The organism is Undibacterium sp. Ren11W (assembly GCF_049340485.1).
Lineage (GTDB): Bacteria > Pseudomonadota > Gammaproteobacteria > Burkholderiales > Burkholderiaceae_D > Undibacterium.
The window spans coordinates 1,156,355-1,178,381 of the sequence record NZ_JBMPPB010000001.1 but is presented as its reverse complement, the minus strand read 5'-3'; the positions used below and the strand labels follow the sequence as shown (position 1 = coordinate 1,178,381).

General features: G+C 46.1%; 17 protein-coding genes. 10 read left to right on the top strand and 7 right to left on the bottom strand.

What is annotated here, in order from left to right:
* Positions 1–89 precede the first annotated feature (89 nt).
* Entirely contained in the window at positions 90–521 is a 432-nt protein-coding gene (locus ACO0K8_RS05280; protein WP_422945566.1) for a hypothetical protein, read from the top strand.
* A gap of 234 nt (positions 522–755) precedes the next feature.
* On the opposite strand, the gene ACO0K8_RS05275 is transcribed toward ACO0K8_RS05280, so the two are convergent.
* Entirely contained in the window at positions 756–3,050 is a 2,295-nt protein-coding gene (locus ACO0K8_RS05275) for a YgiQ family radical SAM protein (RefSeq protein WP_422945861.1), read from the bottom strand.
* A 1,023-nt stretch (positions 3,051–4,073) separates the two neighbouring features.
* On the opposite strand from ACO0K8_RS05275, the gene ACO0K8_RS05270 reads away from it, so the two are divergent.
* Positions 4,074–6,953, top strand: coding sequence for a collagenase (locus ACO0K8_RS05270; protein ID WP_422945565.1), 2,880 nt, complete (start codon positions 4,074–4,076; stop codon positions 6,951–6,953).
* Between the two features lie 397 nt (positions 6,954–7,350).
* Here the strand turns inward: ACO0K8_RS05270 and ACO0K8_RS05265 are convergent, their stop codons facing one another.
* Entirely contained in the window at positions 7,351–8,562 is a 1,212-nt protein-coding gene (locus tag ACO0K8_RS05265; protein ID WP_422945564.1) for a winged helix-turn-helix domain-containing protein, read from the bottom strand.
* 15 nt (positions 8,563–8,577) lie between these two features.
* Positions 8,578–9,618, bottom strand: coding sequence for a tryptophan--tRNA ligase (gene trpS / locus ACO0K8_RS05260; RefSeq protein ID WP_422945563.1), 1,041 nt, complete (start codon positions 9,616–9,618; stop codon positions 8,578–8,580).
* Between the two features lie 289 nt (positions 9,619–9,907).
* Between trpS and hemC the strand changes: the two genes are divergently transcribed.
* From hemC to ppa, 5 genes are all read left to right on the top strand, one after another.
* Positions 9,908–10,870 carry a hydroxymethylbilane synthase gene (gene hemC, locus ACO0K8_RS05255; RefSeq protein ID WP_422945562.1) on the top strand — a complete coding sequence of 321 codons (963 nt, stop codon included), beginning with the start codon at positions 9,908–9,910 and terminating at the stop codon, positions 10,868–10,870.
* A 10-nt stretch (positions 10,871–10,880) separates the two neighbouring features.
* Positions 10,881–11,696 carry a uroporphyrinogen-III synthase gene (locus ACO0K8_RS05250; RefSeq protein ID WP_422945561.1) on the top strand — a complete coding sequence of 272 codons (816 nt, stop codon included), beginning with the start codon at positions 10,881–10,883 and terminating at the stop codon, positions 11,694–11,696.
* Between the two features lie 2 nt (positions 11,697–11,698).
* Entirely contained in the window at positions 11,699–12,871 is a 1,173-nt protein-coding gene (locus ACO0K8_RS05245; RefSeq protein ID WP_422945560.1) for a uroporphyrinogen-III C-methyltransferase, read from the top strand.
* A gap of 1 nt (position 12,872) precedes the next feature.
* On the top strand, positions 12,873–14,066 hold the full coding sequence (locus ACO0K8_RS05240; RefSeq protein WP_422945559.1) for a heme biosynthesis protein HemY: 1,194 nt from the start codon (positions 12,873–12,875) through the stop codon (positions 14,064–14,066).
* 91 nt (positions 14,067–14,157) lie between these two features.
* Positions 14,158–14,694, top strand: a complete 537-nt coding sequence (gene ppa / locus ACO0K8_RS05235; protein WP_126129146.1) for an inorganic diphosphatase — start codon at positions 14,158–14,160, stop codon at positions 14,692–14,694.
* Positions 14,695–14,788: 94 nt separating this feature from the next.
* Here the strand turns inward: ppa and ACO0K8_RS05230 are convergent, their stop codons facing one another.
* Both ACO0K8_RS05230 and ACO0K8_RS05225 read right to left on the bottom strand, forming a co-directional pair.
* Positions 14,789–15,826: a serine/threonine protein kinase gene (locus ACO0K8_RS05230; RefSeq protein WP_422945558.1), complete on the bottom strand. Its 1,038-nt coding sequence runs from the start codon at positions 15,824–15,826 to the stop codon at positions 14,789–14,791.
* A 51-nt stretch (positions 15,827–15,877) separates the two neighbouring features.
* Positions 15,878–17,053 (bottom strand): GNAT family N-acetyltransferase, encoded by a 1,176-nt coding sequence (locus tag ACO0K8_RS05225; RefSeq protein WP_422945557.1) that lies wholly within the window; start codon positions 17,051–17,053, stop codon positions 15,878–15,880.
* Between the two features lie 41 nt (positions 17,054–17,094).
* On the opposite strand from ACO0K8_RS05225, the gene ACO0K8_RS05220 reads away from it, so the two are divergent.
* From ACO0K8_RS05220 to ACO0K8_RS05210, 3 genes are all read left to right on the top strand, one after another.
* A complete protein-coding gene (locus tag ACO0K8_RS05220; protein ID WP_422945556.1) occupies positions 17,095–18,708 on the top strand; it encodes an NAD+ synthase in 1,614 nt (537 codons plus the stop codon).
* Between the two features lie 115 nt (positions 18,709–18,823).
* A complete protein-coding gene (locus ACO0K8_RS05215; RefSeq protein WP_126129150.1) occupies positions 18,824–19,162 on the top strand; it encodes a P-II family nitrogen regulator in 339 nt (112 codons plus the stop codon).
* Positions 19,163–19,187: 25 nt separating this feature from the next.
* Positions 19,188–20,339, top strand: coding sequence for an ABC transporter substrate-binding protein (locus tag ACO0K8_RS05210; RefSeq protein WP_422945555.1), 1,152 nt, complete (start codon positions 19,188–19,190; stop codon positions 20,337–20,339).
* A 16-nt stretch (positions 20,340–20,355) separates the two neighbouring features.
* Here the strand turns inward: ACO0K8_RS05210 and ACO0K8_RS05205 are convergent, their stop codons facing one another.
* On the bottom strand, positions 20,356–20,994 hold the full coding sequence (locus ACO0K8_RS05205) for a Smr/MutS family protein (protein ID WP_422945554.1): 639 nt from the start codon (positions 20,992–20,994) through the stop codon (positions 20,356–20,358).
* A gap of 18 nt (positions 20,995–21,012) precedes the next feature.
* Complete coding sequence (trxB, locus tag ACO0K8_RS05200; protein ID WP_422945553.1) at positions 21,013–21,960, bottom strand: thioredoxin-disulfide reductase; 948 nt, start codon at positions 21,958–21,960, stop codon at positions 21,013–21,015.
* Positions 21,961–22,027 lie beyond the last annotated feature (67 nt).

The window sequence follows — 22,027 nt, the reverse complement described above, 5'->3', positions numbered from 1 at the left end:
CTATTGATGAGGGCGCATTTTCTCGCTAATTCTAAGTGACGATGTATCTCAATTAAGGCATCGCTACTCAATTTATACAAAGCTATCTCATGCACGGAAATACAGTATTTTCTTATCACTTTACGAATGCTGGTAATGCATTGTTTGATACAGCATTAATCGGAGGTGATGCGCCCCAAGGTGAAATTGTCCGCCCTCATGAATTTGTCTTTGTATATCAAGCACAAGATACGAATGAGGCAAACTGGAACAGCCTAACCGAGATGATACGAGACCGATTGCTCGTATATAGTCTGGAAATTGCGCTATTGGATAATCACCAGGATCAGAGCCAGAAAAGAATCGCCGTCGTTCACAAACACGGCTATTTGATCGTTCAGTCTATGGCCTATGAGGGCGCGGTTGGTGAGTTTAATTTTCAGCACATTTTAGAATTTGGATTCGCGCCTGTATTGACTCGCCATATTGATTTATTGCGAACGCTTAAGGCGCTCGAATTCGTCATGAAAACCGGCTATTGATGTCATCTATGCTTGACTATGCGTGGCCAAAATTTGGCAAATAAAAATCAATATCGATTGAATGTGCGCTCTATTTAAAACAGTACAAAGAAACGGTGAGCGCGAGTAGTCATTGCGCCTAGTATTTTTAGAGTATTCTATTTTTTAATGCGCAGTATCCATGCGCCTTTCCAAGGCATTTCGGCCTGGAGGCCGCATGGATACTGCGTAAGCGGTTTTTGAATAATTTTTATTCTATTTTCGCCCGGTTCGCGCACTCGCTGGTTTTGCTTTGGCGGAGTTATAGGCGAGAGCGGGGCGTGCTGTAGCTTGGTGAGCTGTTTTGTTCGCTGAATTTGGATTCGACTTAGGCGAGACCTTGCTGGACGTTTTAAGTGCCAGTTGCGATCCTGGTTTATTGCCGTAAGTATTCATCTTCGGTGCCACACTGCGCGTGCCATTACCTGGCGTGGCGTTGACGGTTCGTCCAGTTTTGATACCCGGTTTGGTATGCGTGTTCGTCGCTACCGGGATTACTGGTGGGCGCGATGAAATTAAATGTTTTTCGCTACTGCCTATCAAGTCGCTACGCCCCATACGCAGCAAGCCTTCTTTGATCATTTCCCAGTTTTCAGGGGCGTGATAACGCAGCAAGGCTTTGTGAAATTTACGGATTTTCCCTGAGCGGGCAGTCTCGACCACTTCCGAATCCTGCGTCACCTTTTTCAAGGGATTTTTGCGGGTGTGATACATGGTGGTTGCCAGCGCCATCGGGGTTGGCATGAAGGTTTGTACCTGATCGAGCTTAAAATCATTTTTCTTCAGCCATAAGGCCAAATTGACCATGTCTTCATCGGTGGTGCCAGGATGAGCCGCGATGAAGTAGGGGATCAGATACTGTTCTTTGCCGGCTTCTTTCGAGTATTTATGAAACATCGCCTTGAACTCGTCATAGGCGCCGATGCCAGGCTTCATCATCTTCGATAAAGTACCCGCTTCGGTATGTTCAGGTGCGATCTTGAGCAAACCACCGACATGGTGCGTTACCAATTCTTTGACATATTCGGGCGAGCGTACTGCCAGATCGTAACGCAGGCCTGAGCTGATCAGAATTTTTTTCACACCAGGTACGGCACGCGCCTTGCGGTACAGCGAAATTAGTTTGCTGTGATCAGTACCCAGATTGCTGCAGATTGAAGGATAGACGCAGGATAGCCGGCGGCATGTTTCTTCAATTTTTTTGTCTTTGCAAGCTAGACGATACATATTCGCGGTAGGGCCGCCAAGATCAGAAATAGTGCCGGTAAAGCCTTTGGTCTTGTCGCGGATTTCTTCAATCTCGCGCAGGATGGAAGGCTCGGAGCGGCTTTGGATTATTCGTCCCTCATGTTCGGTAATCGAGCAAAAGGTGCAACCACCAAAACATCCACGCATGATATTGACGGAGAAACGTATCATTTCCCAGGCCGGGATGCGTGCCTTGCCGTAACTTGGGTGAGGTGCGCGCGCATACTGGCGATCAAACACACCATCCATCTCATCCATCGCCAGTGGCAATGGTGGTGGATTGATCCAGACATCACGCTCACCGTGGCCTTGAGAGAGCGCCTTCGCATTTCCAGGATTGGCTTCCAGATGGAAGACCCGGGAGGCGTGTGCGTACATCACCAGATCATCCTTGATCGCTTCAAACGACGGCAGGCGTATCACGGTTTTGTTGTGCTTGTCGCGTAGCATGAGCTGGCGTTCTTCGCGACTCATGATGCGTACCGCTTGCTGCTTGACGACATCGGCTGCATTAGTATCATCGACAGCATCAATACCAGCTTCACCGGTGGCGCATTTGGCATCTTTTTCCGGCATCATTTCGTAAGGATTGGTGTGACTCTCCACCTTGCCGGGGGTGTCTATCTTGATAGAATTGATTTCGGCCCAGTCCTCGTCTGGCAGCCAGTTTGGTGGCGTCATGAAGGCGGTGCCGCGTAAATCGCGGATAGACTTAATTGGTTCGCCAGCGGCCAAACGGTGTGTCAGGTCGACCAGTGCGCGTTCGGCATTGCCGAACAACAGAATGTCGGCTTTAGAGTCAGGCAACACCGAGCGCTTAACCTTGTCCGACCAATAATCGTAATGGGCAATACGTCGTAAACTCGCCTCTATACTGCCTATCACCACGGTGCTGTCAGGAAATGCTTCGCGCGCGCGCTGCGCATACACGACTACCGCACGATCGGGGCGTTTGCCCGGTTCGCCATCGGGCGTATACGCGTCGTCAGAACGGATCTTGCGGTCGGCCGTATAGCGATTGACCATCGAGTCCATATTGCCAGCGGTGATGCCGAAATATAGATTCGGGCGGCCCAAGGCGCGAAAAGCCTCGGCTGAATGCCAGTCCGGCTGACTGATAATGCCGACCCGGAAACCCTGCTGCTCGAGCAGGCGGCCGACCAGTGCCATACCAAAACTTGGATGGTCGATGTAGGCGTCGCCGGTGATTAAAATAACGTCACAACTTTCCCAGCCGAGCACATCCATTTCGGCGCGCGACATAGGTAAAAAGGGCGCGGCATTGCTACCACCCACTTCGGGACGAAAACGGGGAAACGAGAACAGATTTTGCGGTAAAGGATTCATGGGCGCGATTTTACCTGAAATGAAAAATCTCCGTGCTAAGGCATTGATATTGCGAGATATTTCCTTGTAGTGATGATTGTTTTTTAGATACAACCTGAAGCAGGGTGGAGAGTGGGACAGCTTTTGTTCGGTTTGTTTGAGTTGGAAATCCAAAAAAGAGTACGCATGTTGCTGTGAAATGGTTTTAGAGCAAGATGCAGACTAATCGACGCCTCCAAATAAGACGCACGTTTATGCCGCCAACGCGCACTGTTTACGCGGGTTTCTAGCATGCCTAGCCAGTAAGCCGCATGCAGATTGCGCGCCGGACTAGGCATCATTTTCGTTTTGTTGAGGTTCATAAACGCTGTTTTAGTGCGCCTTTGAGTGCTATTTGTTCGGCCAGAGAATACCGGCGAGGCAGTCAATACGAAATTTATTTCTCAATGGAATTTAATCCGTACATATCATTGTAAATGATTATCTATAAAGCATTGACTATTGTGAAAGAACGAATTTTTGCGTTGTAAATAAGACAGTCGAAACACATGCTTACAATATTCTTTCGATATCCATTAAAAATATTGATAATATATTTCAACGGGGTTTTGATTAGTTTTTCTGTTCTTGCTGGCGAGTGATTTATTTCCATGCCAGAACTTAGACATCAAGTTTGCGACGAGCCGCTGTATGAATTTTCTGCGTCGCGACTCCGTTAGATTCAAGCTCCTTGTGAGAGATAAGTAAGTACCCTCTTGAGCAGATCAAGCTTGAATTGAATGAGGTATGGCAGCTGAGTGATGTCTTTATCTGTAAACCCAGGAAGTTTTTTTGGGGAAAAATTCTGCCAAATAAAAACAAGATCCAACAGGCCGGTTTGTCCTATCCGAAAAGTATGCTGCAGTTTTTCTGAGATAGGTCTGGACCAAAAACGATATAAAAATAACTGGAGAATCATTAGTGAAATCAACTACTTTAATCAAACCGAATTTGAATCTGGCGATCTGCTTTGCTGCGATTTCAGCAGCATTTATGGCCTATTCAGACTCCGCAATGGCAGCGCCATCCGGTGCCACACTGCGTGCTGGTGTCGCTGGCACCGCGGGAAGCTCGGAAAATCTCTATCGTGGCGAGCATCATCAGCATAAATCAATGAAGGCAAACGAACGCGGCCCTAAAATGCCACACGCAGCGAACGCACGCGAGAGTTATGGATCCTTGGCCACTCATGGGCCTGATTTTTTGAAGCGTCCTTCAGTTTTGGCAAAAAATACATCGACAGCGGTATTGGCCAAAGGTGCCAGAGGTATTTTGGGCGCACAAGGGGCAGTGGCTGCGTGTGATCCGAATCTCTATATCGTGACCGGTTCGGCTTTGCTCAATGCGGTGACCGGCTCTAGCACCGCTTGCATTAATGACTTGTTTAATTTAAAAGGCGCAATGGCTGGAAAGGTCTTTAATGAAGCGCAAATGGTAACGATCGCCGATGGACTCAAGGCGAACGCCGCTAGCTATAACGGCACTAACTCAGCGAGTACTTTGCAATTGGTATTGTTCCTGCGGGCTGGTTATTTTGTGAATTGGTATAACAGCGCTGACACGGGGGTCTATGGTGCAAAAATGAAGGCTGCAATCGTGCCGGCCATGGATGCGTTTGTGAATAACGGTAATTTTGGCCTGGTTAATGATCTTCACGGCGAAGTGTTGTCAGAATTCGTTACCCTCATTGATAGTGCCGGGGAGAATGCCCATTTCTTGGGGCCAGTCGTTAAACGTTTATTAAATTCGTATAATTCTACTTATAACGCTTATTGGTGGATGCGTTCGGCCGTAAACGGCACCTTTGCTGTCTTGTTTCGGGCTCATCAAAATGATGATTTTAAGGCTTTGATCGCAAAAGACACTTCTATCGTTGATACTCTGTACAACTTCGTTAACGCTAACTTCGCACAGTTAGGCGGAGATAATGAATATCTGGTCGCCAATGCAGGACGTGAGTTAGGTCGTTTCTTGCAATATGCTGACACCAGCGCAATTAAGATGGCCGCCAAATCTAAGGCTAAGCTAATAATAGATCGTAGCAATGTCACTGGTACTACCGCATCCTTATGGGTGGGGGTTGGTGAGATGATTGACTATTTCGATAAGGCAAACTGCAGTTACTACAATCTTTGCGATTTTGTAGCGCGCTTAGACAAAGAAGTCTTGCCTAAGTCTAAGTCATGCAGCCCGACCTTACGTCTGCGTGCGCAAGCGTTGACCGATGCCCAAATGACTGAAGCTTGTAATATCGTTGGTGGCGAAGAAGGTTACTTCCATAAAATGGTTGCCAGCGGCAATATTCCGGTGGCGAAAGATAATAATACCCAATTAGAGATGGTGGTATTTAATAGTAGCGCCGACTACAAACGCTATGCTGGCGCGATCTACGGTATTGATACAAACAATGGCGGTATGTATTTGGAAGGTAGCCCAGACGTAGTTGGAAATCAGCCGCGTTTCATTGCGTATCAAGCTGAATGGATGTTGCCGAAATTTGAGATCTGGAATTTGACGCATGAGTACATCCATTACCTAGACGGTCGTTTCGATATGTATGGGGACTTTGATTTAGGCATGTCGGTAAAGTCGACTTGGTGGACCGAGGGTTTTGCTGAGTATGTTTCTTACTCATATCGCAATCTGGCCGATACTGGTGCTCAAACAGAAGCAGCAAAGGCCACTTTTCCACTGAGCACAATCTTCCAGAATGATTACAGTGTTGGGCAAACGCGTGTTTATTACTGGGGTTACCTGGCAGTGCGTTACATGTTTGAGAAGCAGCGCACCAAGGTGTCCAATCTTTTGGGCTATTTCCGTCCCGGTAACTATAGCGGATACACCAGTTACATGAACGGCTCGGCAATGAATACCAGTATGGATGCGGATTTCAAAGCCTGGTTGCCATGTGTGAATAATGCATCTTTGCCCGGTTGCCCAAGTGGCACAGGTGGAAATGTCTTGCCTATCGCTAATTTCAGTAGTTCGGTGTCCAATATGGCGGCTAGTTTCGTTGATGCATCGACTGATAGTGATGGCACGATCGCTTCCCGCGTGTGGGATTTCGGTGATGGATCTAGTTCCACTCTGGCTAGTCCTAGTCATGTCTATGCGACAGCAAAGACTTATACTGTGAGTTTGACTGTCACCGATAATAGTGGTGGCAAGTCAGCGACTAGTAAAACAGTCACGATTGTCGGCAGTACTCCGGTCAATGTTTTGCCGGTTGCTCAGTTCAGCAACGTCGTATCTGGCATGACAGTGGCATTCAACGATAAATCGACCGATAGTGACGGTACGATCGCATCCAGAGCATGGACTTTTGGAGATGGCACTAGCTCTAGTGCTGCCAACCCTTCGAAAACCTATGCGACAGCAGGTACCTATCCGGTAACATTGACGGTGACGGATAATAGCGGCGGTAAAGCGATTACTAGTAAGAACATTGTGATTCAGTCAGGCGGTAGTTTGCCTGAATGTCCGGGAGCGGCACAGGCACTCGATAAGAACTGCGTCAGAAGTAATTTATCCGGGCGCGCTGGCGACTATTCTTACATGTATTTGTATGTTCCTGCCGGTACCAAGCAGATACGGATTACGACTTCAGGCGGAACGGGGAATGCCGATCTGTTTGTCAATACCCTAGGAGCTTGGGCTACCCGTGATTACTACAATTATGGCTCGTATACAGCGGGTAATAATGAGTCCATCCTGGTCACAAATCCACCGGTAGGGTATATCTATGTCAGCCTGTATGGTCAAAGTGCCTACTCAGGCGTTAAGGTGAAAGTCGAATATTGATCATCTTTTGATCTGATCTTTGATTAAAAAGGGAAGCAACTTGCTTCCCTTTTTTATTGTTGCTGCCGGCGCAGTGTTGAGCGTAAATGGTGTCGCAGACGAGTGCGAAATCTGCCTAAGCGAAGCCGTCTCAGATTTGAAGAGTCTTAACTTGTTCAATCGTGGGCTAAGTGGTGATGGCTATGTATAGATTTTGCATGTATAACCGGCCAAGCGCGCATAGCCCATGCGGGTTTCCGGCCTATCGGCCCGCTCAGGTATATGCGGTGCGGCTCCCAGGCATGCCACTTGTGTCAGCCGCATGGGTATTGCGCGTCAGGCTAGCTAGTGGGCGGAAAGCCTGGTGAGTGGCAGCGGATGTTTGCGATCGTTGACTTTCATGCGGCTTCGTAGTGGCTTAGATTGCTTGTTTGAGTAAGACTAAACATTGCGCAGAGTTGCAATCGTGCAGTTCGATTCTCGTACATTTATGCCAGGCTGCGAAGTCTTTGATGGTAATGGATAAATCCTTGATCAAACTTTGGCTGATGCGTGTTCCCGGTTCGAGATGTAATGCCTTAATTTCGAATCTGCCGTCACGCCGGTGTGCCTTGGCGTCCATACGTGCGATAAGGGCGCCACGTCGCAAGATTGGTAAGCTAAAGTAGCCATAACGGCGTTTAGCCTCTGGTGTATAGCATTCGAGCTTGTATTCAAAATTGAATAATTCTAGCGCACGTTTTCTATCCCAGACCACTGGGTCAAAGGGGGACAGTATGCGGGTAGTACTCGCTTTAAGTTGGCCTTGGTCGGCTAGTCGCAATAATTTTTCATGCTCAGGATGAACATACGCAGCTTGATCCCAGTTAGTCACCTGCACGCTGATTAAGCGTCCTTGTTGCACCAGCTGTTCGGCGAGGATTGCGGATGCTAATTTATCCATGCGGAAGTAGTCTCCAACCCACGCAGCTTTTGCAATCCCCATGGCTTTGACTGCGTTTAAGACTTGCTGTTGCTGGCAAGTTGTTTGCTCTGGTAAATCGCGGCTATCGCTCCATTGAGGGTGGACTCGTTCTCGCAAGTTATAGATACGTTGGAAATTATGGCGTTTGGCGACCATTAGTTCGCCTGTGGTGAAGAGTACTTCCAGGGAGCGTTTTTCCGGCTTCCATTCCCACCAGCCTCCTGCTTTACCATCCTTGCGTTCAAAGTCGGCTGAGCGCGTCTCTCCGTGTTGAAGAATGTGCTGACGTATATGCTCAACCTGGCTGGCGTTTTCAGACATCCAACGATGGTTGTATTTCCAGCCTAAGCCTTGTGGCGACACCATCTGATGTCGGTACAAAGCGTAATCTTCGATGGGGAGGAAGCAGGCTTCGTGTGACCAGTACTCAAAAATAGCACCTTCTGCCAACAGTTCATCGAGCCAATTGTTTTGATATTGGCCGAGCCGGCTCCATAACACCAGATACGGACTGCGCGCCACCACGCTGATGGTGTCGATTTGTAGTGCTGACATTTGGCGTATGCATTGCAGCACATCGGCTTTGGTGGCGATTTTTTGCGTGGAATTTAATAAGCCCTGCGCTGCGAGGTGCAGAGCACGGGCCGAAGCGAGGGTGAGTTCCATTTGTTGATCGTTTTATTAGAAGTGCTTTAATCCTAGTGCAGCTTTCACTTCATCGGTGGTTTTTGCAGCGATTTCTCTGGCCCTTTCGGTGCCGATTTTTAGCATTTGCAGAACCTGTGCGCGATCTTTTTCATATTCTTGACGGCGTTCACGTATCGGTGTCAGCATATCTTGTAAGACAGCCTCAAGTCTTTGCTTGACCTTGCTGTCACCAAGCCCACCGCGCACATAATGATCCTTCATGTCCTGCAAGCTGATCTTGTCCTGATCAAATGCATCCAAATAAATGAATGCAACATTGCCTTCTAAGTGACCTGGATCTTCTACTCGTAAATGCAAAGGGTCGGTATAGACATTTTTAACCGCGGCTTTGATCTCGGCAGCGCTCGCACCTAGATTAATGCTATTGCCTAGTGATTTACTCATCTTCGCTTTGCCATCTATGCCTGGCAAACGTCCGATTTCCGGCACCAGGGCTTCGCATTCGAGCAAGATGTCTTGTTTAACCAAACGGTTAAAGCGCCTTACGATTTCATTAGTTTGCTCTATCATCGGGATCTGATCGTCTCCCACCGGCACTAAGGTGGCCTTAAAGGCTGTGATGTCGGCCGCCTGACTGACCGGATAGGTGAAAAATCCCGCTGGAATATCTCTTTCGAAATTGCGTAATACTATTTCTTGTTTGATGGTTGGATTGCGCTCTAGTCTGGCTACGGTGACCAAATTCATATAGTAATAAGTAAGTTCGGTCAGTTCAGGAATTTGCGATTGTATAAAAATAGTCGATTTGCAAGGGTCTATGCCAACCGCCAGATAATCCAATGCGACTTCGAGCACATTGTTATGTACTTTGGCAGGATCATCCATATTGTCTGTCAGTGCCTGGGCATCAGCGATCATGATGTACTGCTGATATTGGTGCTGATACAGAACCCGATTACGAAGGCTACCAACGAAATGCCCCAAATGCAGGGGGCCGGTCGGTCGGTCACCAGTCAGGATGAGATGTTGCGTATTTTCTGTCGGTGTAGAAGAGGGTTTTTTATCGTCGCTCATGCGTATATTCCGTAAGGGTTGAGGCTTAATTAGTCGTTTTTTTGAGTGGAGTGGCGAAAAAAATGCCGCTCAGTGTGGCGGCATTGATTAGATCGCTAGGATCTGATTTTTTAATTACTTTGTAACCGGGTGCGCCGCCCCTAGGCTTAAACGCTGCGCCAGCACAAATTTGAAAGTAGTTTTGCTTGATTCATATCCGCATAATGCCGTCTGTAGCGCTTTTTTGTCAAGGAAAGGATGGTGCTGCGTGCTAAAATTACGTTTCAAATATTTATACTTTAATTGAAAAATGACAGCAGCCGTACTGACCTATTCTCCGCCGACAAAATTGATCATTGCCTCCCGTGAAAGTCGTTTGGCTATGTGGCAGGCCGAATATGTGCGAGATCAATTAGCTACTTTGTATCCGGCATGCACTATAGAAATTTTGGGTATGACCACGCGTGGTGATCAAATTCTCGATCGAGCGCTCTCTAAGGTCGGAGGCAAAGGGCTTTTTGTAAAAGAACTGGAAGTTGCCATGGCAGAAGGGCGCGCAGATTTTGCAGTGCATTCCTTGAAGGACGTCCCTATGGATTTACCGGAAGGCTACGCATTGGCTGCAATTCTGGAGCGTGAGGATCCCCGTGATGCTTTTGTTTCGAATGAGTATGCTTCTCTGGATGATTTGCCGGTTGGTGCTGTGGTTGGCACTAGTAGCTTAAGGCGTCAGGCACTTATTACTGCGCGGTATCCGCACTTAGTTATACATCCTCTTCGAGGTAACCTCGATACGCGTTTGCGCAAGCTAGATCAAGGTGATTACGCGGCAATTATTTTGGCTGCAGCTGGATTGAAGCGGCTAGGGCTGCCAGAAAGAATACGTGCATTTCTAGCGCCAGAGCAAAGTTTGCCAGCCGCTGGCCAAGGCGCGATGGCAATTGAGATCGCTGCCAATCGCCCCGACTTAGTGGCTTGTCTGGCCCCGCTTAATCATCTGCCTACATCGCAAGCGGTAAGTGCAGAACGTGCGGTATCGAAGGCGTTTGGTGGTAGTTGTCAGATTCCGCTAGCAGCTTTTGCCACCGTGCTCGATGGCCATATGCATTTGCGTGCCATGGTTGCTACCCCGGACGGTAAGCGGGTTGTTAGTGCTGAAGTTCGTGGTCGGGCTGAGTCGTATTTGGAGCTTGGTTTAAGCGTGGTTCAGGCCTTGTCGTCGCAAGATGCAGAGGCGATATTGGCGGTGTGCAAAGAGCAAATTACAGAGTGAATTGAAATCAATGCCCGAATTGAACCGCGGTTTAATGCAAGAGATTAAGCAAAATATTGTGCAAGCTGAGTCGGTCATCATTACCAGACCGTTGGCGCAAGCCAGCGGATTTGCCGCGCAGATAGCCGCGATTGGACGCAAACCAGAAATATTTCCTATGCTGGAAATTCGGACGTTGTCTGATGACACAGAATTGAAAGCGTGTCTTGCTCGGTTATCGGATTTCGCAATGGTCGCTTTCGTTAGTCCGAATGCAGTCAATGTCGTATTTTCTTATATACAGAGCTGGCCGCAAAAAGTAACAATTGCCGTTATGGGGGCTGGTAGCCGTGCCGCGTTGGCAGCGCACGGCATTACCGATATCAATGCACGTATTATTAGTCCGACTAATCCAGAGCGCACGGACTCGGAAACCTTGTTAGATGAACTCGATATAGCTGAACTGAAAGATCGCAGTGTATTGATTGTTCGAGGTGAGACTGGTCGTGAATTGTTGGCGGATGCGCTTAGATCCAAATCGATTGCGGTGGTTCAGGTTGCCGCTTATTGCCGCGTGACGCCTGAGTTTAGTGTGCCACGGCAGCAGTGTTTGAACGATTTTCTGTCTCAACAAAATACATGGGTAGTGACTAGTTCTGAGGTACTTAAAACCATGTTGTTGTGGGCCGGCCAAATTGATTTGGTGGGTGGCGTGGCAAAAATGCAACATCAACATATACTTGTTCCGCATGCTCGTATTGCAGAAACTGCGAAAATACTTGGATTTATATCCATTACCCTGACAGGATCAGGCGACGAACGTCTGCTTGTCGCGTTACAATCTTAACTATGAGCGAACAGCAATTACCCCACGACGCCGCATCGACGGCAAATTCGACTGACTCGGATTTAAAACAACTGCCAGCATCTGTTTTATCTGAGCCTACAACTAGCCAAAAAATAGTTTGGACGCAACCCGTTTACCTCATGTTGGGGGCCGTGACCGTCTTTTTGGGCATACACTGGTGGACCTCACAAACGCAGATCTCAAGTTTGCGGGAAGAGGTCGCCTTGCGTTTGCAGCGCGCTGAAACTAATAGTAGCGAAACTAAACTGCTTGCCAAAACCGTGTATGACGGCTCAAAAGAAATTCAGGGTAAAGTTGCGATTTTAGAGAGTAAACAAAATGAGGCTCAGAGCCAACAGTTAGCACTCGAACAGTTATATCAAGATTTATCAAAAAATCGTGATGAGTGGGCCTTGGCAGAAATTGAGCAGGTGTTGGCGACGGCTAGTCAGCAATTGCAATTGGCTGGAAATGTGCAGGGAGCTATTATTGCATTGCAAAACGCAGATAGCCGCTTAGCAAAATCTGAGAAACCTCAGTTTATTTCTATCCGCCGTGCGATTGCCAAGGATGTAGATAAACTAAAATCTTTGCCTGCCTTGGATTTGACAGGGGTGGCATTACGTCTCGATAGTGTGATCGCACAGGTTGATCATATTCCTTTATGGGCAGACGAAAAGGTCGTTGCGACAGGGCTTGCACCGAAGGCACCACTACGTGTGTTGCCTAAGTCGTCGAGCTCAAATTCAAAAAATGATCCGAAACAAAGCAACGACGATATCTCCGAAAATACATGGAGCATGCGTCTTCAGGATGCGTGGCAGAGTTTTTTTAGTGAGATTATGATAGAAGTTAAACAGTTGATGCGGGTTCGTAACGTCGAAACGCCTGATGCTTTGTTACTGACACCGTCACAGGGCTATTTTGCACGTGAAAATCTTAAATTGCGTTTATTGAATGCGCGTCTAGCTCTGTTGTCACGCAATGAAGATGCATTTCGCAGTGACATGATTGCCGCCCAAGATGCCTTATCCAAATATTTTGATACCCGGGCTAAGCAAGCGCAAACAGTTCAATCCTTACTTCGCCAGGTCCAAGCGAGTAATTTGTCGATAGAAATGCCAACTTTGTCAGATAGCCTTAACGCTGTTCGAAACTATAAGGTGAAGCCATAATATGCGCATTTTTATTCGGCTTCTGATTCTGTTTTCCCTGGCAGTTGGTCTGGCGATAGGTGCTCGTTTTAACCCGGGCAATGTAGTGTTTTTTTACCCGCCATATAGAGTTGATTTGTCTCTGAACTTTTTCTTGTTCTTAACGCTATTGATATTTGTCATGACTTATTTTTTGTTGCGTACGCTAGTGGCGACACAAGAAATGCCGGAGAAGGTTGCAGCATATCGTAAAAATAAACGCGAGAGGGATAGCAATAAGGCTCTACGTGAGGCATTAAAAGCGCTGTTTGAGGGGCGTTTTGGCCGCGCAGAAAAAGCGGCAACAAATGCTATAAATTTGCCTGAGAATGCGGCAGTGGCAGCCTTGATTGGTGCCCGAGCGGCTCATTTTATGAGTCAGTTTGACCGGCGGGATACTTGGTTTTCTAGTATAGAAAACGATACGAACTACAAGACCGCTCGTCTGGTCAGTATGACTGAGTTGTTGGTCGATCAACATAAGGCAGAAGATGCATTGGCTGCTGTAAAAGAACTCAATGCGAGTGGCACTCGACACATTCAGGTTTTACGCTGGTCTTTGAAGGCGAATCAGCAAGCCAAGAAATGGCCCGAGGTTTTGAAATTGGTACGGACACTGGATAAGCATCATGCTCTGCATCCTGCGTTATCTAGCCGCCTGCGAGAATTGGCTTATGAAGATATGCTTAGAAATCAAAGCCATGATGCAGAGTCATTGCGTCGCGTTTGGTTTGAGATACCTGCTTCCGATCGTAAAACGCGATTCGTTGCGTTTACTGCAGCGACATTTTTCAATGCGAGCGGTTTGCACGACGATGCAAGAGTAATTGTGGAAAAAGCGTTAGCTGAGAATTGGGATGATCGATTAATGCGAGCATATCGTGACGCATGTTCGTCAGAGGGTGCTGCCTCTTTATTAACTCAAATTGAGCATTGTGAAAATTGGAAAAAAGAACGACCAAATGATCCAGAGTTGGCGCTGACGCTTGGCGTTTTATGTTTTAAACAAAAATTATGGGGTAAAGCTCAAAGGCATCTTGAGCAAGCTTTATCTGATGCAGTTGAATCAAGAACTGTGAGAGAAGCAAACCTCAAATTGGGACAATTGCATGAGGCTTTAGGACAGTCCGATGAAGCCGCAAAACATTACCGCTTGTGTGCGATTGCGACCATGTAATAGCTTGGTTGCTGCTGCAATGCACAATTTACACAGAAAACTAGATATAATCTTCCCAATATTATCCGAATTTTTACATTGAAAGAGCAATATGAGCTTGAATAAAGTCCCAGCTGGTCGTGATCTCCCCAACGATTTTAACGTGATCATCGAAATTCCGATGAATGCCGATCCGATTAAATACGAAGTTGATAAAGAGTCCGGCGCGATTTTTGTTGACCGTTTTATGGGTACCGCAATGCATTACCCATGTAATTATGGTTACGTCCCTGAAACGATCGCTGGCGATGGTGATCCGGTTGATGTTTTGGTAATTACACCATTTCCACTAATACCTGGAGTCGTTGTGCGGTGTCGCCCAATCGGGATACTGAAAATGACGGACGAAGCTGGTAGCGATGGTAAGGTCCTGGCGGTTCCCATTGATAAAATATTGCCGATATATACTCATTGGCAAAAGCCTGAGGATATGAATGAATTGCGCTTGCGCCAAATTCAGCATTTTTTCGAGCATTATAAAGATCTGGAAAAAGGAAAATGGGTCAAGATCGAAGGATGGGGCGGACCAGAAGATGCAAAAACAGAAATTCTTGATGGTGTCGCGAATTACAAAAAATCCAAAGAATAATTAAATGGTTCTGAGTGCTTGTTGATTTGTACTGGCATTTAAAGAAATGAAAAAAGGCACAATACCTGTGCCTTTTTTCATTTCTAGAGAAGTGTCAACGGAGCGTCACTATAATTAATGCACCAATCGCAATTACTAGTGCAATACAGCTTAACCAAAATAGCTTGGTTTTCGCTTGTTTTACTGGTGCATCGAGTTCAGCTGACTTGTCACTATTTGGTCTCCTGCGTTTAAGGCGACTATCTCGATCGATTATTTTTTGCAATGCTTGTGCCATCTCGGCAGCATTTTTATACCGTGCTGCCGGATCTTTTTGCATTGCTTTCATTGTAATATACGATAGTTTTTCAGGAATGCTTGGTCGAATTTCTATTGGTGCTTTAGGCGTTTTATTGGCAATTTGATACAGAAGTTTATCGATGTTGTGGGACTGAAATGGTTTCTGCATAGTCAGCATTTCGTACATGACGGCACCGAGTGAGTAAACGTCAGTTAAGGCGTCGACTTGTTGCCCTAATGCCTGTTCACGTGACATGTAATTGGGGGTTCCAAGTATGTTGTTATTGAATAAGGTCTCGGCGGGATTGCCTTTGTCGTCAAGTACACGATTCGGTGCGCGCGCGATTCCAAAATCAAGCACTTTTGGTTGCTTATTAGGAAGAATGAAAATATTTGCGGGTTTAATGTCGCGATGAATTACGCCGTGTTCGTGTGCATATGCTAATGCTTCGGCAACTTTACAAATGATATTAACCGTCTCGATGATATCGAAACGGTTACCGCTTTCCATTAGCTCTCTTAAGTCTTTGCCATGCAGGAATTCCATCGCGATAAAAGTGGTGCCGCCCTCAGTGGATGCATCGTAAATAGTAACAATATTCGGATGTGAGAGTCTTCCGGCTGCTCGCGCCTCATTGATGAATTGCTGTTCGCGCTGCTTTTTATCGGTTATGCCTACACCCGGAGATAATACTTTTATTGCAACAGCACGGTCGATTACCGGATCATGTCCTAAATATACAGTGCCGTTTGAACCATTACCCAATTTCTCAGTAATGGAGAACCGTCCTACTCTTCGTATTTGTGGGCTAGTTGCGTTGTAAGAAGTTGGGAGGCTGGTGTTCGGTATCATTTCTACAGCATGCCCTGACGAGCATGAAAATTCAAGCTTTTGTTTGTGAGCTTATGTAAGTTCATCTCTGAGCATGAGTTTATACGGTGTATGCTCGTTTAGGTCAGACAAATAATGAGCAATACCTATTTTTTCTCTTTCTAAAAATTTTGCGACAGCATTTGAGAATCTAGGTTCTCTCAGATGATGTGCTGAATATGTTTTTTGCGGGAGAAAACCGCGTGCCATTTTATGCTCCCCCTGTGCTCCCCCCTCAAATGTTTCGATTTTATTCTTGATGCAAAAGTCTATTGCCTGGTAATAAGCTGTCTCAAAATGAAGGCAAGGAATAGATTCCAGGCAACCCCAATATCGGCCAAAAACTGTTGTCTCATCGTGTATCAATAAAGATGCTGCAATTGTGCGTCCATTTTTTTTCGCGAAAACGAGTTGAATGTTTTCTGGCATAGTGGCACCAATGCGATAAAAAAAGTCAAGGTTCAAATAGGGTGATGAGTGATGATCGATGTAAGTTTGGTCATAACATTGTTTGAAAATTTCCCAGTTGAGTTGCGTCATTTCGCTCCCCTTTATATGTTCAAATTCAATTTCGCTTTGTTTGATTTTGCGTCTCTCAGCTCGAATATTTTTTCTTTTTTTGGGCTCAAGCGTAGAAAGAAACTCTTCGAAGTTTAAATAAGTATTGTTTTTCCAGTGAAATTGTATCCCCTCTCGTATTAAGTATCCTGCTTTACCCAATAACTCTGTTTCTTGATTAGATGGAAACAGTATATGTGTTGACGAAAAATTCTCAGATTGTTGATATTTTACAAGTTCGACCAATAAAGCGCGCCGCGCATCAGGGTCTTTGGCAATAAGGCGATTTCCGCTTACTGGTGTAAAGGGGATGGCGCTGAGTAATTTTGGATAATAATTGAGACCGCTCTTATGGTAAGCATCCGCCCAGGCCCAGTCGAAAACATATTCACCGTAGGAATGGTATTTTTCATATAAAGGGATAGCAGCAACCAGCTGATTTTGTTGCCATAGGCACAAGTAGGACATTTTCCACCCCGTTTTTTCACACGCCGAGCCTGATTCGTGGAGAGCGTTTAAAAATGCAAATGAGAGAAAAGGATTCGCATTATTTTGTGATTGTATTAATGCATCCCATTGTTTCTGACCAACATCATTCAGAGAATTGATGATGCTCATGCGATAATATGTCTGCACGGTAGGAATGTTCATTTCTATTATTAAATATCTGATTAAAGACGATGTAAGCCACTATGACAGTAAAAGTTGCTATTGCCCAAGTTAACAGTATTGTTGGTGATTTACCCGGCAATGCTGAAAAAATTTTTCAAGCCGTACAAGTTGCGTTTAAGCAGGGTGCCGACATTGTTGTGACGCCGGAACTTTCCTTGGTCGGTTATCCGCCGGAAGATCTATTGTTACGTCCTGCGTTTTATGAGAAAACTGCAGAGGCTATGTTGAAATTAGCTGCTAAATTACAGCAGTTTCTTAATGTCCATGTTTTGGTTGGACATCCATTTGAGAAAAATGGATTACGTTTTAATGCGGTTTCGGTTTTGTTAAACGGTGATGTGTCTTTTACCTATTGTAAGAACCATCTTCCGAATGATATGGTATTTGACGAAAAACGGTATTTTGTCGAGTCGGATCAGCCTGTCGTATTCTCAGTAAGGGGAACAAAATTCGGAATTAATATTTGTGAAGACACATGGCATCCTCATGCTCCGAGTAAAGCTAAGATGGCCGGAGCTGAAGTCTTATTGGTGCCGAATGCGTCCCCTTTCCATATGAGTAAACCGCATCAACGTTTGGATATCATGCGAGCAAATGTAGCGATGCAGGGAATGTCATTAGTCTACGCAAATTTGGTCGGTGGTCAGGATGAACTCATTTTCGATGGGAATTCTTTTGTAATGCGCCAAGACGGAGTGCTTTGCGCCAGCCTTAAACATTGTGAGGAAGATCTGCAAGTTATAGAGTTCGATGGCGCAACACCGATGACCGGAGAAATCTCAACTGTTCTAAATGTCGAGGCGCAGATTTATCAAGCCTTGGTGTTAGGCGTGCGTGATTACGTTACGAAAAACGGTTTCCCACATGTCTTGATTGGAATGTCTGGCGGGGTCGATTCGGCGTTGACACTCGCGATTGCGGTTGATGCACTAGGAGCGGAAAAGGTTAGAGCGATAATGATGCCATCACCATATACCGCGGATATTTCTTTGTTTGATTCCCGCGATATGGTTCAGCGTGTTGGTGTACGTTATGATGAAATTTCTATTAATGACTGCTTCGCCTCTTTTAATGCAACGCTCAAACAAGAGTTTTCCGGGTTGCCGATGGATGCCACCGAAGAAAATATCCAGGCGCGGATACGTGGTACGATTTTGATGGCGCTGTCGAATAAACATGGCGCAATTGTATTGACGACGGGTAATAAGAGTGAGATGGCGGTTGGATATTGCACCTTATATGGTGATATGGCGGGTGGCTTTGCAGTGATTAAGGATATTGCCAAAACACTTGTATATCGTCTTTGCGAATATCGGAATAGTCTGTCCTCAGTGATACCGGAACGTATTCTAACCCGAGCTCCTTCTGCCGAATTGAGGCCGGATCAAACTGATCAGGATTCTCTGCCTCCGTATGATATTTTGGATGGCATTATGCGTTTGTATATGGAAGAAAATAGATCGAGATCCGAGATTGTTGAGGCTGGATATAGGATTGAAGATGTCGAGCGCATTACACGTTTGATTAAGATTAATGAATATAAAAGGCGACAGTCGCCGGTTGGAATACGGGTGACCCATCGTGCGTTTGGGCGCGATTGGCGATATCCTATTACCTCTAAATTTCTCGATTAATTTTTTGTAGTAAATAAATAGCTCGGCTTGTTATTTGGGTCTACAGGCTCAATGCCGTTAATGCTTATTTTTATGAAGTACCTATGCTGGGTGTGAATCTTCCTGGAGAGTAGAGATGAAACAGATTACTGCCGTAATCAAACCTTTTAAATTAGATGAAGTTCGCGAGGCCTTAGCTGAGGTCGGTGTGACTGGCTTAACCGTGGCAGAAGTAAAAGGCTTTGGGCGTCAAAAGGGACATACTGAACTGTACCGTGGTGCCGAATATGTCGTCGATTTTCTGCCTAAAATTAAACTTGAGGTAGTCGTTGACGACAAAATTTGCGACCAGGTCGTGGATGCGATTATTAAGGCTGCTCATACAGGAAAAATCGGCGATGGTAAGATTTTTGTGCAAAATGTTGAGCAAGTTATTCGTATTCGCACTGGCGAAACCGGACCCGAGGCCGTTTAATATTCTAATCGATGGGTACTAACTTATGAACAATAGACGTATTTTTTTGTCCAGACTTTTAATTGGTGCTGCCGCAACATCTATGGCGATCCCAGCATCAGCGGAGGTAGGAATTACTGATCACAAAATAATTTTAGGTCAGTCCGCTGCTTTTTCTGGTCCCGCTGCTCAACTAGGAATTCAGCTACATGCCGGCGCGAAAACTTACTTTGATCAGGTGAATGCACAGGGAGGGGTATTTGGTAGGAAAATCGAGATAATAAAACTCGATGACAAATACGAAGCAGATCTGGCTGCTGCGAACACTAAAAAATTAATTGAAGTTGATGAGGTTTTTGCCCTGTTCGGTTATGTCGGAACTCCGACTAGTAATGCTGCTCTGCCGATATTTACGCAAGCAAAAGTCCCTTTTTTTGCGCCTTTTACAGGTGCTCAGTCACTGCGCGAGCCATTTAATAAGCAAATTTTTAATATTCGAGCCAGTTATTTTGATGAGACTGAACACTTGGTTGATCGTTTGGTCAAGACTGGCTTAAAAAATATTGCCGTTTTTTATCAAAACGATGCATACGGTAAGGCTGGCCTTGCTGGCGTAGAGCGCGCCTTGAAAAAGTTGAATGTACCGATGTTAGAGGTGGCAACGGTAGAGCGAAACAGCACTGAGGTCGCTAAGGCTGTAGAGAAAATACTGCCAAAGCGGCCCGATGTAATCATACAAATTAGCGCATATGCTTCATGTTCTGCTTACATTAAGGACATGCGTAAGGCGGGATATACTGGGCAGTTTTACAATGTCTCGTTTGTAGGAAGTAAAGCCTTGGCCGATACCTTAGGTGCTGAGGGACCCGGGGTTGTTATTTCACAAGTAGTTCCATTTCCCTGGCATCTGGCTACTCCGGTGGTTGCGGAGTACACGAAAGCGATGAATAAAGCCGGAATACAAGAATTAAATTTTTCTAGTCTTGAAGGGTTTATTGCTGCCAAAGTACTTGTTGAGGGCTTGAAGCGCGCTGGTCGGAATCTCAGTAGAGATCGGTTAATTTCTGCCCTGGAGACTATCAATATTGGTAACTACGATACTGGTGGCTTTGATGTGGCTTTTTCACCTAGCAGTCACAATGGTTCTAAATACGTCGACATGACTGTGATTAGTAAGGATGGGAAGTTCCGTAATTAACTGGCAGGTTGTTTGTCTAGCCTTTCAGTAATACGATTAATGCACCTGAGCCACCATCTGCGGCTGTGGCTTGGCTGTAGGCGAGAACTTCGTCTTTTTGTATTAGCCAGTTTCTGACTTTTTTCTTCAGTACTGGCTCTTTATTGACGGAGCCGAGTCCCTTCCCGTGAATGATGCGGACACAGCGCTTACCAGTTCGCCCGCATTGACGTAGAAAATCAGCTAAGGCGTCGCGGGCCTGGTCACGCCGCATACCATGTAAATCTAGTTCGGCCTGAATCACCCAATGGCCTTTCCTTAATTTTTTTGCTACGTCTATTCCTATGCCCTGTCGGGTGTAGCTGAGATCATCATCTGTTTCGAGTAATGAGTCTGCGTCAAAATCGTCCGACAAGGATTCCAGTAAAGCTGAACGCTCGTCTGCCAAATGCTGAAAGGGAAGGGGGGCTGGTCGCTTAACTAAAGGGATGTGTTTTGCTTCACTTTTTATTGGCTTGGTAGCGCCAACGGTTGCGCGAAAAATATTCGCTTCTCGCTTCGCTTGAGCTAAGTTTTTTACTCTTTCGAGTTCAACTTTTTGCTGCAGCTCTTGTTGGCGTTTTAATTGCTGACCCAAATTTTTCAGGTCAGCAAATGTCTTTATTGCGGCTGACATAAGGCGAGTCGAAAAAACTTATTCTTCGAGGAAGCGCTGAGCGTCGAGCGCAGCCATGCATCCGGTACCCGCGCTCGTAATTGCCTGACGGTAGACGTGGTCTTGTACGTCGCCAGCCGCAAATACGCCTGGAACGCTGGTGGCGGTTGCCATGCCCTCTGTGCCGGTTTTTGTTTTGATGTAGCCATTATGCATTTCTAATTGGCCGTCAAAAATGCTGGTGTTAGGCTTGTGGCCAATCGCGATGAAAACACCGTGCAATTGTATCGAGCTAGTCTCTTCATCGATCATTGATTTGATGCGGATGCCGGTGACACCACTATCGTCACCAGTGACTTCGTCCAAGGTGTGATTCCATTTGATTTCTACCTTGCCTTCGGCCACTTTTGCCATTAATCGATCAATTAAAATAGCTTCAGCACGGAATTTGTCGCGTCGATGAATAACGGTAACTTTGCTGGCGATGTTGGACAGGTATAAGGCTTCTTCTACCGCAGTATTCCCGCCCCCTACAACGGCGACTTCTTTGCCTCGATAGAAAAACCCATCACAGGTTGCGCATGCAGAGACGCCTTTACCCATGAATGCCTGTTCGGAAGACAGGCCTAAGTATTGTGCCGAGGCACCAGTGGCAATAATCAACGAGTCACAGGTATATTGAGCTTGATCACCGATCAATCGTATTGGTTTTTCATCTAATTTTGCGGTGTGAATATAGTCGAAAATAATTTCTGTATTAAAACGTTCAGCGTGTTGCAAAAACCTTTGCATTAGCTCTGGACCTTGCACCCCCATTGGGTCTGCTGGCCAGTTTTCTACGTCCGTCGTTGTCATTAATTGACCACCTTGCTCGACTCCAGTGATCAGCACAGGTTTTAGGTTGGCGCGGGCGGCATACACTGCGGCAGAGTAGCCTGCTGGGCCAGAACCAAGAATTAAGACATGAGCGTGTTTCGGAGTCGACATGATAGAGCCTGAAAAGGAGATTAAATTAACGAGTAAGTGCAGACAACTCAACAAATAGATAGCGACC

Coding starts and splice junctions, on each gene's coding strand:
- ACO0K8_RS05280 (WP_422945566.1), top strand. CDS start 90: ATGCACGGAAATACAGTATTTTCTTATCACTTTACGAATGCTGGTAAT.
- ACO0K8_RS05275 (WP_422945861.1), bottom strand. CDS start 3,050: ATGTCGCGCGCCGAAATGGATGTGCTCGGCTGGGAAAGTTGTGACGTT.
- ACO0K8_RS05265 (WP_422945564.1), bottom strand. CDS start 8,562: ATGGAACTCACCCTCGCTTCGGCCCGTGCTCTGCACCTCGCAGCGCAG.
- trpS (WP_422945563.1), bottom strand. CDS start 9,618: ATGAGCGACGATAAAAAACCCTCTTCTACACCGACAGAAAATACGCAA.
- hemC (WP_422945562.1), top strand. CDS start 9,908: ATGACAGCAGCCGTACTGACCTATTCTCCGCCGACAAAATTGATCATT.
- ACO0K8_RS05250 (WP_422945561.1), top strand. CDS start 10,881: ATGCCCGAATTGAACCGCGGTTTAATGCAAGAGATTAAGCAAAATATT.
- ACO0K8_RS05245 (WP_422945560.1), top strand. CDS start 11,699: ATGAGCGAACAGCAATTACCCCACGACGCCGCATCGACGGCAAATTCG.
- ACO0K8_RS05240 (WP_422945559.1), top strand. CDS start 12,873: ATGCGCATTTTTATTCGGCTTCTGATTCTGTTTTCCCTGGCAGTTGGT.
- ppa (WP_126129146.1), top strand. CDS start 14,158: ATGAGCTTGAATAAAGTCCCAGCTGGTCGTGATCTCCCCAACGATTTT.
- ACO0K8_RS05230 (WP_422945558.1), bottom strand. CDS start 15,826: ATGATACCGAACACCAGCCTCCCAACTTCTTACAACGCAACTAGCCCA.
- ACO0K8_RS05225 (WP_422945557.1), bottom strand. CDS start 17,053: ATGAACATTCCTACCGTGCAGACATATTATCGCATGAGCATCATCAAT.
- ACO0K8_RS05220 (WP_422945556.1), top strand. CDS start 17,095: ATGACAGTAAAAGTTGCTATTGCCCAAGTTAACAGTATTGTTGGTGAT.
- ACO0K8_RS05215 (WP_126129150.1), top strand. CDS start 18,824: ATGAAACAGATTACTGCCGTAATCAAACCTTTTAAATTAGATGAAGTT.
- ACO0K8_RS05210 (WP_422945555.1), top strand. CDS start 19,188: ATGAACAATAGACGTATTTTTTTGTCCAGACTTTTAATTGGTGCTGCC.
- ACO0K8_RS05205 (WP_422945554.1), bottom strand. CDS start 20,994: ATGTCAGCCGCAATAAAGACATTTGCTGACCTGAAAAATTTGGGTCAG.
- trxB (WP_422945553.1), bottom strand. CDS start 21,960: ATGTCGACTCCGAAACACGCTCATGTCTTAATTCTTGGTTCTGGCCCA.